Origin of the sequence: Mucilaginibacter sp. OK283 (genome assembly GCF_900110415.1) — a bacterium.
In the GTDB taxonomy this organism is placed as follows: domain Bacteria; phylum Bacteroidota; class Bacteroidia; order Sphingobacteriales; family Sphingobacteriaceae; genus Mucilaginibacter.
Genome location: NZ_FODR01000003.1, coordinates 167,624 through 178,410, shown reverse-complemented (window position 1 = coordinate 178,410; position 10,787 = coordinate 167,624). Strand labels below are relative to the sequence as shown.

General features: G+C 44.2%; 10 protein-coding genes. 5 read left to right on the top strand and 5 right to left on the bottom strand.

Annotated elements, in window-relative coordinates; genetic code table 11:
- Positions 1-358: 358 nt before the first annotated feature.
- Complete coding sequence (locus tag BMX56_RS08900; protein WP_090644733.1) at positions 359-619, bottom strand: hypothetical protein; 261 nt, start codon at positions 617-619, stop codon at positions 359-361.
- Positions 620-766: 147 nt separating this feature from the next.
- On the opposite strand from BMX56_RS08900, the gene BMX56_RS08895 reads away from it, so the two are divergent.
- Entirely contained in the window at positions 767-1,078 is a 312-nt protein-coding gene (locus BMX56_RS08895; RefSeq protein WP_218152394.1) for a hypothetical protein, read from the top strand.
- Between the two features lie 125 nt (positions 1,079-1,203).
- Positions 1,204-2,247, top strand: a complete 1,044-nt coding sequence (locus tag BMX56_RS08890) for a sterol desaturase family protein (RefSeq protein WP_090644730.1) — start codon at positions 1,204-1,206, stop codon at positions 2,245-2,247.
- A 465-nt stretch (positions 2,248-2,712) separates the two neighbouring features.
- Here the strand turns inward: BMX56_RS08890 and BMX56_RS08885 are convergent, their stop codons facing one another.
- Positions 2,713-3,360 carry an ankyrin repeat domain-containing protein gene (locus BMX56_RS08885; protein ID WP_090644725.1) on the bottom strand — a complete coding sequence of 216 codons (648 nt, stop codon included), beginning with the start codon at positions 3,358-3,360 and terminating at the stop codon, positions 2,713-2,715.
- Positions 3,361-3,712: 352 nt separating this feature from the next.
- Between BMX56_RS08885 and BMX56_RS08880 the strand changes: the two genes are divergently transcribed.
- Both BMX56_RS08880 and BMX56_RS08875 read left to right on the top strand, forming a co-directional pair.
- A complete protein-coding gene (locus tag BMX56_RS08880) occupies positions 3,713-6,280 on the top strand; it encodes an FtsK/SpoIIIE family DNA translocase (protein WP_090644721.1) in 2,568 nt (855 codons plus the stop codon).
- A gap of 69 nt (positions 6,281-6,349) precedes the next feature.
- Positions 6,350-7,027, top strand: coding sequence for an outer membrane lipoprotein periplasmic chaperone LolA1 (locus BMX56_RS08875; protein WP_090644716.1), 678 nt, complete (start codon positions 6,350-6,352; stop codon positions 7,025-7,027).
- Between the two features lie 308 nt (positions 7,028-7,335).
- On the opposite strand, the gene BMX56_RS08870 is transcribed toward BMX56_RS08875, so the two are convergent.
- The 3 genes from BMX56_RS08870 to BMX56_RS08860 form a co-directional block, all read right to left on the bottom strand.
- On the bottom strand, positions 7,336-7,872 hold the full coding sequence (locus BMX56_RS08870) for an AAA family ATPase (protein ID WP_090644711.1): 537 nt from the start codon (positions 7,870-7,872) through the stop codon (positions 7,336-7,338).
- Positions 7,873-8,034: 162 nt separating this feature from the next.
- The gene (locus tag BMX56_RS08865) at positions 8,035-8,301 is read right to left on the bottom strand and encodes a DUF1456 family protein (protein ID WP_090644708.1); all 267 of its coding nucleotides are present in this window, start codon (positions 8,299-8,301) and stop codon (positions 8,035-8,037) included.
- A gap of 15 nt (positions 8,302-8,316) precedes the next feature.
- On the bottom strand, positions 8,317-9,618 hold the full coding sequence (locus BMX56_RS08860; RefSeq protein ID WP_090644703.1) for a DEAD/DEAH box helicase: 1,302 nt from the start codon (positions 9,616-9,618) through the stop codon (positions 8,317-8,319).
- A 164-nt stretch (positions 9,619-9,782) separates the two neighbouring features.
- Here BMX56_RS08860 and BMX56_RS08855 point away from each other — a divergent pair, with 164 nt between their 5' ends.
- Positions 9,783-10,430, top strand: a complete 648-nt coding sequence (locus tag BMX56_RS08855) for a hypothetical protein (protein WP_090644698.1) — start codon at positions 9,783-9,785, stop codon at positions 10,428-10,430.
- Positions 10,431-10,787: the final 357 nt, after the last annotated feature.

Here is a 10,787-nt window from a genome sequence, read left to right as displayed (position 1 = left end):
TTCAAAGTGCAGGAAAACCTATTTGGCAGCTATTTCACTACAGCAAGCTAAGTTTTATTTATATGTTCTATATCAGTTAGTTTCACATCATTAAAGTGTACCACCCCGTACCAGGGTGTTTCAGCCCGTACCACCCCGTACCACCCCGTTTCAGCCCGTGTCATGGTGTGCCAGGGTGTTTCATTGCCAGGTGGTACACACACTTTGTTGGTTATACAAAGTACCTGAAACGGGAAAACCACCCATTTTCAATCATAAGGCCGTTACCGCATGTTCACTCTTTATACAGAAACTAAAAGCTAATGACTGATTGTTAATTAAATACGTTCACCAAATGTGAAATTAGTTAATAGGTTCCTTATAAATCGGCTTTCCCGGGGTTTAGCAGGTAATCAAACTGCTCATAACCATTGTGAATAATAAATTTCAACCTTTCTTTAGGCCCGGCGATGTCTAACGACATTAAAGCCAGTGTTTCGGGCAGATTATCCCTTATTAGTTTCAGATCGGTAACGTGGGGCATTTCAATAAAAATATCATCTCCCTGTGCCTCAATTTTCCATCCGGGTAAGTTGGTGTGGTGCAATACCGTTAGCCATTTTTGTTGATAAACATTCATAATTGTGTTTTTACGCCACGCCTTTGGGGCGTTTTTTAATTTATCTCACTGAGCAAATAACATCCACGTGTGCATTCTGTTTTAAATGGACACGATCAAATCAAATTGGCCCCTTAAACAAACTTTTAAAGCCGGCGTTAATAGATTATGAAAAAAGTGATAACACGTACCTGGCACGGCTGTACAAAAGTCACCGATGCCGACATATACCTTAAATATGTTGAAGATACCGGCATCGCCGAATACAAAAACATCAAAGGCAACCTATCAGCCGAAATATGGCGAAAAACAGAAGGTGATGTTTGCCATTTCTGGACGGTTACCAAGTGGGATTCATTTGAATCAATTAAACTGTTTGCCGGCAAAGATTATGAAAAGGCCAGGTACTTTGAACAGGATGCCAATTACCTGCTGGAGTTTGAAGAATACGTACAGCACATGGAAACCTTTGTTTATTAAACACCGCACCACAACCCAATTGTTACACTACAGAACACTCAAATCTTTTCATTTTACAAATCTATTTTATAATATTGTAATGTATATACATTAACCTGCCGGTTATACCAATTATAAAAATTCAGATGAGTGCTTTTTTCCATTACATACTTGATCTTTTTAAAGGCTTTTTTGGCTGGGGCAGCTGGGGTAGCTTAACCGACATCATTAAATCGGGCAATTACAGCAGGCTGCTTACCTACGAAGGTTTCCAGGCTATGCTATTCCCTATCATGCCTTTTTTGTTGCTGCTTGAGATTATTCGCGGGGCGTTTTATAAACGTTTTAATGTTATCCATTATAAGCTGTCGTTTTTTTCGTTTGTTTTCAATTCCTTTATCGGCAGGTATTTTTCAATTGCCATGGTGGTGCTTTGTATAGGGTTGTTTGAAAAGTATGCCTTTTTCAAAACCCCGTTCACCTGGTATTGGTTTATATATGGCTATATTGTTTGGGAATTTGCCCACTTTTTGTACCACTATTTTGGGCATAAGGTTAGGTTGTTCTGGTGCCTGCACTCCACTCACCACGCGCCCGAAAGCATGAATATCGCCATCAGCAATGCGCATTTCTTTTTAGAGGCTCCGTATGCCGATTTTATCCGTACTACGGTTTGTATTTTGTTAGGCGTTAGCCCGGTTATGTTGGGCGTTATCATGTTTATTGATGGTTTCTGGGGCACCTTTATCCACATTGGCGAAAATGCGATGAAAGATGCCCGCCTGGGTTTCCTGAATAACATTATCCTTACGCCATCGCACCACCGTGTGCACCACGCCCGCAACGTAACCTATATGGATACCAATTTTTGCAACCTGCTCCCCATATGGGACCGTGTTTTTGGCACCTATCAAAACGAAGACCGCAACATCCCCATAGAATATGGCATCAGCCGCCCCATGATTAAAAACAGCTTCCTGGATGCCTATTTCGGCGAAATAGTAGCTTTAGCCAAAGATGTGTACAGGGCCCCCGGTATCAAAAATAAATTCCTGTACATCGTAATGCCACCCGGCTGGAGCCACACCGGCGACCATAAAATGACCACCGTTGTGAAGAAAAAATATTTTGAGGAGTTGGAGAAGCAGAAGATTGGGGAGAAGTCTAAAACTGAAAGTGTATTAATGTAATAGGGCGTAACCCCAACTGGTAGAAGTTGGGGTCGGGCTTTTTGCTCATACCGCACAGGCCTTAACCGCATTGGCCGGTATCCGCGCCAATCCCTTACGCAATCGTCTGAATCAGAATTTTCAGAATTTAAAAATGAACAGAATATTTGTCTGCGAAAGACTTACGAAGTTTTAAAACTTCGTAAGTCTGGGATTTTTTTAGGCTTCAGGCCCTCACAACAATTATTTCATTGCGCGTATACATCAGGTAAAACCTGAAAAAAATCGTTATGACGTGCAACGGATATAGTTAAACAAATGTTCTAAACTACCGTCATTGCGAGGTACGAAGCAATCCCGAACTATGTGGGACTTAGCATGTAGGGGATTGCTTCGTACCTCGAAATGACGTATGTTTAATATTGTCTCATCCAGCCCCTTCCATCTTGATTCTTGACTCTTGATTCTTGACTCTACGTCCCCCCCCTATTCCAGTATCTCCGCTATCTCATCAAACCCTTTTTCCCTCGCTAAATCTGCGGGGAGTTTGCCGCCTTCCATGCGGGTATTAATTTCGGCGCCGTTTTCCAGTAATAATATCAACAGTTCCAGGTTGCCGTTTTGAGCAGCCGTGTGCAGCGGTGTGGCCCCTGCCTGCTGTTTTATATTGATAAGGGCTCCGTTTTCAATCAGCATCCTGGCTATCGGGGTATAGTTGCCCGCACAAGCCGAATGTAAAGGATATACATGGAACCCGTTGTTTGACGGCCGGTTTACATCGGCCCCTTTTAGTACCAGGTAGCGGGCCACATCATAGTGGCCAAAATAGCAGGCCAGCCCAAGGGCGGTAAAGCCATCGTCGGCATAATCATCAAGCGAGTTGGGTTTGTCATAAACAAGGTTGGCAATCAAATCCAGCTTACCGGCAGCGGCGGCCTCAAACATGGAAAGCTCGCCGGCGTATTTTAACAACAACTCGGTTACACCGGGCTTTTTGTAATAGCATGACAACATCAGCGGCGAAACCCGCTGGCTGGTTAATGTTGTGGCCAGCTTCGGATTTTGGGCAAGCAGTTGTGCCAGTCCGGTTAAATTGGCAGTAGCAATGTACTCTTCAACCTGTTCTATACTCATTATCTGCACATAAATAAAGGCAAAACCTACGCGTTGAACGTAAAGCGCACCATTGTTTCAATTATACTAAAAAAATAAAAATACGCCTAAATATTTGTTTAATCTGCTAACTTTATATTTCAACACTTAGTATTTTTGGGGTGGTTGATGAGGGTAATGTTAAGTCATAAGTAATTAGTTGCAAGCCATAAGTTTGATTGTCATTTTTGACTTTGAACCTACGATTTTGGGCTAAAGACCCGCGATTAAATGCTTTTGACTTGGCAGTAGATAAAAATTTATATGTTGTTTTTGCAAAGTTTACATAGGTGAAATTTTATGTAAGTTTGCAGTTAAAGGATGTTACATCAGGATGCCGGTAAAAGCAAATCAGTTTAAATCAAATAGTTTTAAGGACGATAATCAGCCACGCCAACCAGGCGGCAGGGCCGATAAAGAGAAGGAAGCAAAAAAACTGCTCCCTAAAATGCCCCGCTTTGATATGGAAAATGGGCGTGGTGTAAAAATAGCGGGCTTATTTTCGCTTCTATTGGCTATTTATTTCCTTATCGCCTTTACATCGTACCTGTTTACCTGGCAAGAAGATCAAAGTTATATTTCAACAACCAATGGCGGCTGGCATAACCTGGCCACCGGCAAAACCGTACAGGAAATTGCCGATACCGGTACGCCGCATATTGCCCAAAACTGGCTGGGTAAATTTGGCGCACTGCTAAGCAACCAATTTATTTATGAGTGGTTTGGGGTAGCATCGTTCTTGTTTGTATTTATATTTTTTGTTTTGGGGTATCGCCTGCTGTTTAAGGTAAGGCTTTTTTCGCTCTCTAAAACAATTGCTTACTCCATTTTCAGTATCGTATTCATCTCAACAGCCATAGGCTATTTTCACGCGTTTATTATAGATTATCCTCATTTTTTAGAGGGCGGCTTCGGCTATTGGAGCAACCGGTTACTTGATGCCCAGATAGGCCCGGCAGGTACCGGCGGCCTGCTGGTATTCGCGGCACTTACGGTATTGATTATAGCCTATAACATCGATTTTAAAATACCATCCCGCAAGGAAAAAAAGGTAGCCCCGATAACTGTTGACGAAGTATCACCCGAGCCTGTTGAGCTGATTGACGACGAAATTGACCTGCCTGTTGAATGGCCCCGCGGCAACCATGTAAAAGATATCCCCCTAAGCCCGGTTAATGTTGTTAAACCCGAACCTATAAAACAGCGGCCGTTGGAACAAACCCCGCTTTATCATGAGCCCATTGTTTTAACACCTACAGGAAGCAAAACAGGATCAGAAGAAGAGGGACTTCCCCTGACCATCGATATTAATCGCCCGCTCCCTGAATTAAGCGTTGAAAAGGCCGACGATTTAAAAGCGCAGGAACTGGTAAACCAGTTTGGCATCTATGACCATCGCCTTGACCTTGCTACCTACAAATTTCCGCACCTCGATTTGCTGGAAAACCATGGATCAAATAAAATTTCGGTTAATGCCGAAGAGCTGGAAGCCAACAAAAACAAAATTGTTGAAACGCTGAACCATTATAATATCGAGATTGATAAAATAAAAGCCACCATTGGCCCAACGGTTACCCTATACGAAATTATACCGGCACCGGGTGTCCGCATCTCCAAAATCAAAAACCTGGAAGATGATATCGCTCTGAGCTTAGCCGCTTTAGGTATCCGTATCATCGCGCCTATGCCTGGTAAGGGAACTATTGGTATCGAGGTGCCTAATCAACACCCCGAAATGGTATCGATGCGGTCGATCCTGATGACGGAGAAATTCCAGAACACAACGATGGATTTGCCTATCGCCTTGGGTAAAACCATATCAAATGAGGTTTTTATAGCCGATTTGGCCAAAATGCCCCACTTGCTGGTTGCAGGTGCTACCGGCCAGGGTAAATCGGTTGGTATCAATGCGATATTGGTTTCTTTATTATTTAAAAAACACCCCGCCGAGCTGAAATTTGTACTGGTTGACCCCAAGAAGGTGGAGCTTACACTTTTCCGCAAGATAGAAAGGCACTTTTTGGCCAAACTGCCCGATGAAGCCGACGCTATTATTACCGATACCAAAAAGGTGGTGAACACCCTTAACTCGCTTTGTATCGAGATGGACCAGCGTTATGACTTGCTGAAGGATGCACAGGTACGTAACCTGAAAGAGTACAATGCCAAATACGTTAACCGCAAAATAAGCGATCCCGAAAAGCACCGTTACCTGCCATTTATTGTACTGGTAATTGATGAGTTTGCCGATTTGATGATGACCGCCGGTAAAGAGGTAGAAGTGCCCATAGCCCGTATTGCCCAGCTGGCCCGCGCCGTAGGGATACACCTGGTTATTGCAACGCAACGGCCATCGGTAAACATTATTACGGGTACTATTAAAGCCAACTTCCCGTCAAGGCTGGCATTCCGGGTGCTATCTAAAATAGATTCACGCACTATTTTGGATGCAGGCGGCGCCGACCAGCTGATTGGCCGCGGGGATATGTTATTTTCGACCGGTAGCGACCTTATCCGCCTGCAGTGCGCGTTTGTGGATACACCCGAAGTTGAGGCCATATCTGATTTTATAGGTAACCAGAAGGGCTACCCTACCGCCATGTTACTGCCAGAATACCTTGGCGAAGGCGAAACCAGCAGCCCTAAAGAATATGATCCGGATGACCGTGATCCGATGTTTGAAGAAGCCGCACGTTTGATTGTATTGCACCAGCAAGGATCAACATCGCTCATTCAGCGTAAAATGAAACTGGGATACAACCGCGCCGGCCGGATTATCGACCAGTTGGAAGCCGCCGGCATTGTTGGCGCCTTTGAAGGCAGCAAAGCCCGTGATGTACTTTACCCCGACGAATATAGCCTTGAACGCTACCTGGAAACCCTTCAAAAAGCCAAAGATTAAACCAAATACAATAAATATGCTCTAAACCAATAACTATTAACATGAATAGTTGTTGATGATAAAACAAACATGAAAAAAACAATTTTATACACCCTGTTAGCGCTAACGATCTGCACCAATGCTTTTGCCCAGAAAGACGCCCAGGCTAAAGCGATTTTAAACCAGGTAAGCGCCAAATACAAATCATACGATCTTATTAAAGCCGATTTTTCTTTCACACTTGATAACCAGCAGGCCGGCGTAAAAGAAACCCAGACAGGTACCTTGATATCCAAAGCCAAAGCCGGCAAGTACAAGGTTACCTTATATAGCTCGGCGACAGCAAAGGATGTAGATAAAGAGATCATCAGCGATGGCAAAAGCCAGTGGACTTACCTTAAAAAAGATAAAGAAGTGCAGGTGGGCGATGCCGGTAAAGGCGGTGATGGTTTAAGCAATCCTTCGCAAATTTTCACCATCTATGAAAAGGGCTACAAATACCTTTACACAGGCGAACAAAAAATTGCCGGCAAAGCATACCAGGCTATCGACCTGACGCCTGAAAACGAAAAAGCGAGCATTTTTAAAGTGCGCCTATTGGTTGATAAAGCCAAAAAACAGATCTACAGCGCTCTTTTATTCGATAAAAACGGCAACAAATACAACTATGTTGTGAAGAGCTTTACCCCCAACGCTCCCGTTGCCGACAGCACCTTTGGCTGGGACGCAAAAGCACACCCCGGCGTTGAAGTGGTGGACTTGAGGTAAATCTTTTTAGATGTGAGATATTAGATTTGAGATATGAGACTTATAAAGAGCGGTGATTAGGATCATCGCTCTTTTTTTTATCGATATGTTCGAAGAAGAAATGAGGTCTCAAAAACTTCCTCCTCGGGGAGGGGTGTGATGGTCACGAGCGCAAAGGCAGGGAGGGGTTTGTACGCGCGATGAGTTGTAAAGCGACTTGAACGCCTGATTTAACCCCTACCTCCTCCTTCCCCAAGGAAGGAATCGCACATTCCCCGCCTTTTTTGAGTCTCCCCGGCACATGATCAAATTCATAATGTCATAGAAAGTTAGTTCAATTCTTCCAGCCTGCGCAATACAGCCGCCACCCGTTCATCAACCGTAGTATCCCCTTCGATAAGCAACAAGGGCTTTTTAAGGTTTTTCATCCAGTTTTGGTGTACCTGCAAGGTGCGGCCATCGGTGGTATTATCGTCGTAGCCGTTGGCCCAATCTAAAAATTCATGATAAAAGGCGGCGCGTTCCGGGTTGGTGTATATCTTATCGCCATAACGTTCAAACTCACGTTTTTTGAGCCTTTCCATTCTTACTGCGTTTGGGATATATAAAAATACCGAGAGGTCGAAATCCCAGTTATTATTCCAGTTGACTATCGAACCGCTTAGTATCCAGTTTTTGTGGGGGGCTGTATCAAGGTTAAGCATGGCATTTCGTTCTTCCGGCTTTCGCCTAATGGTGAACGGGGTTTCTGATGGCATCCAAAAGTATTCATCGCCATCAAAAGCTGGGTAACCAAGCGCCTTACCCAGGGCTTTCCCCAAAGTGGTTGAACCGGAGCCCGATGCTCCAAAAATATTGATCTGCATTACAATACACCCTTTACCCGATCGGCTGTGTCCTCACAGCCGTTTTTTCGCGAGGATATAGTTGGCTGTAGGGACACAGCCAACGGGATAGACATTTTTCATTAGTTATACCATTTCCCCCCTCCGACTGTGTCCCCACAGCCAGCCTTGCCGCCAAAAAGCTTATTTATTTTCCTCTTTCTTCACTTCAGTCTTAGGCGCGCGCTTATCAGGCATAGGGCCACGTTTGTAGATGATAAGGCCATTTAGGAAATTGCGTAGGATCTGGTCGCCGCAGGGTTTAAAGTTGGGGTGATCGTCGGCCCGGAAAATGGCGCCCAGTTCAGTTTTGGTAATCCGGAAGTTGGCCAGTTCCAATACCTTTACAATATCATCGTCGGTAAACTTCATAGCTACCCGCAGCTTTTTCATGATATCATTATTGCTCATACTATTGGTATTAAATTATATCGAAATGTCTATTTTAACTTTTTTATTTTTAATCTTTTCGGCCTTAATCTGCTGTACAACTTTTTCAATTTTGTTGCGCTTCACGGCGGCATATGAGGTGTAATCCAGTACCTCTATCAGGCCTACATCATCTTTATCCAACCCGCCTTTTTTTAGCAGCAAACCAACAATATCTATTTTATTTACCTTGTCTTTTTTACCGGCAGCTACATAAAGCGTTGCCCAGGGCGATGGCTTGGGTACCACAGGATGTTCGGGCAATTCCTCAACCTCCGGCATCTCTTTCAAATAGGATGGCTTTTCATCGGACGCCAATAACAGGTACGATGTGCCTTTGGCATGCATACGGGCAGTGCGGCCGTTGCGGTGCAGGTAAGCTTCTTCGTTGTGCGGCAGCTGGTAGTGTACCACATGTTCAATTTCGGGGATATCCAGCCCGCGCGACGCCAGATCCGTGGTGATAAGCAAACGGTGGCTGCCGTTCCTGAATTTTAGCAGGGCTCGTTCCCGGTCGTCCTGCTCCATGCCACCGTGAAAAATATCGTGTGGCAGGCCCCTGTCGTATAATAAATCGCTGATGCGTTCAACAGCTTCGCGATGGTTACAGAAAACAAGTGTGGCCTGGTCGCCTATTTTGCAAATCAATGCAAACAAGGCATCCAGTTTGTCGGCGGCTTCGGCTATTACAGCTTTTTGTTTAATGTCGGGTTTGTTGGTGGCATTGGCCAGGTAATCCAATTCTATTGGCCTCACCATGCCGGTAAATGAAGGGATCTCGTCCATTTTGGTGGCCGATGTCAGCATCCGCTTTTTGATGTTGGGCATTTGCTTAATGATAAAAGCCATATCTTCCTGGAAACCAAATTCCAGCGCCTTATCAAACTCATCCAATATCAAGGTATGTATCGTATCGGTACTAAAACTGTGGCGGCGCAGGTGGTGAGCTATGCGGCCCGGCGTACCTATAAGCAAGGCCGGCGGCTGCGAAAAATTATTGCGCTCAATTTTAACCGGGTGGCCGCCATAGCAGCAGTTAACTTTAAAGCCGCTGCCGATAGTCCGGAAAACCTGTTCAATCTGCAAGGCCAGTTCGCGCGATGGTACCATAATCAATGCCTGCACCGTAGGAATATTGGCATCCAGCAAACCCAGCAAAGGCAATAAAAACCCGAGCGTTTTACCAGAGCCGGTTGGCGATAGCAAGATCACATCGCTTTTTTTGGCCGCGTTGATGGCTGCCTCCTGCATCTGATTCAGGGCTGTTATCTTAAGGTTTTCGAGCGCTTGCTTTATCATTGTGGGGCAAAGATAAGGTAAAAGCCCCATCCCCCGGTTGTGAAAGGTAAAACCGAGATAAATAGTTCAATAATCAACCAGGCAGTTGTTATTTCGAGGCCGCGTTATTTCAAAATCTGAAAAAATCAATACCTTTATAACAACGGCCAACACTGCCTTATCATATGAATACTTACCAATTTAAACAAACTGGCGGCGGCAATTACGCTTCCTTACGGGCAACCTGGCCTTTTGCAAAACTGACAGTGAACGAAACCCAGCTGAGCTTAAATATCTCGTTATGTACGCTGCATTTCAGGCCGGCTGATCTGATATCAATCGAACCATCTGATAGCGGCGGCATCCGCATAAACCATACTGTAAATAATTATAGAACACCTGTTATATTTAAATCATTTGGTGACGCGCGTGAGTTGATGGAACAGATAGCGCGAACCGGTTTCCTGAATAACAAATCGGCATTGCCGCCAGATGTTGAAGCCAACATCCTTAATTTACAAGCCCAGGGGGGCTTCGCCATAAAGCTGCCGGCTATAATATTAATCATAATTGGTTGGAATGCTATTTTACTGCCCAATTTTTATCGCGTTATTGTATTAAAACAAGACCAATACTTTCACACCGGGCCACGACTTTCATCAGTGTATATGATCCTGATTTGTTTGGGTCTAATTTTTATAGCGCCTTTCAGGGAGTTGATTTTAAAAGAAGGCCGCACGTTGGATGATGTCAAATTATTTGTCTGTTTTATATTAGCACTATGCATTGCTACGCTTATCATTTCATCAATTATTCCCACCATGGCTGCTTAAGTATTTCGTTTAGCCTGAAAATTATAAGTAAAAATGAATTGGAAACTCATCCTGCAACTAACACTATTCGGGCTGGTAATGGGCCCTGCTACGGTATACATTATCCCTTCACATTGAAGCACTTTTTTGGCTGCCTATATTTATACTTTGTGCTTATTTAATTGCTAAACATTGTGTAGCGCTCTATTTTTTAAATGGCTTTATGGTAGGCGTCATCAACGCCGTTTGGATAACGGGCGCACACCTTATATTATTCGATACTTACCTGCTCCGTCATGGTTCAGAAGCAGTTTTGTACCATTATGAAGCAATACCCATGCCGCCTAAAGCAGCGATGATTGTGTTGGGAATATTTTC

Coding starts and splice junctions, on each gene's coding strand:
- BMX56_RS08900 (WP_090644733.1), bottom strand. CDS start 619: ATGAATGTTTATCAACAAAAATGGCTAACGGTATTGCACCACACCAAC.
- BMX56_RS08895 (WP_218152394.1), top strand. CDS start 767: ATGAAAAAAGTGATAACACGTACCTGGCACGGCTGTACAAAAGTCACC.
- BMX56_RS08890 (WP_090644730.1), top strand. CDS start 1,204: ATGAGTGCTTTTTTCCATTACATACTTGATCTTTTTAAAGGCTTTTTT.
- BMX56_RS08885 (WP_090644725.1), bottom strand. CDS start 3,360: ATGAGTATAGAACAGGTTGAAGAGTACATTGCTACTGCCAATTTAACC.
- BMX56_RS08880 (WP_090644721.1), top strand. CDS start 3,713: ATGCCGGTAAAAGCAAATCAGTTTAAATCAAATAGTTTTAAGGACGAT.
- BMX56_RS08875 (WP_090644716.1), top strand. CDS start 6,350: ATGAAAAAAACAATTTTATACACCCTGTTAGCGCTAACGATCTGCACC.
- BMX56_RS08870 (WP_090644711.1), bottom strand. CDS start 7,872: ATGCAGATCAATATTTTTGGAGCATCGGGCTCCGGTTCAACCACTTTG.
- BMX56_RS08865 (WP_090644708.1), bottom strand. CDS start 8,301: ATGAGCAATAATGATATCATGAAAAAGCTGCGGGTAGCTATGAAGTTT.
- BMX56_RS08860 (WP_090644703.1), bottom strand. CDS start 9,618: ATGATAAAGCAAGCGCTCGAAAACCTTAAGATAACAGCCCTGAATCAG.
- BMX56_RS08855 (WP_090644698.1), top strand. CDS start 9,783: ATGAATACTTACCAATTTAAACAAACTGGCGGCGGCAATTACGCTTCC.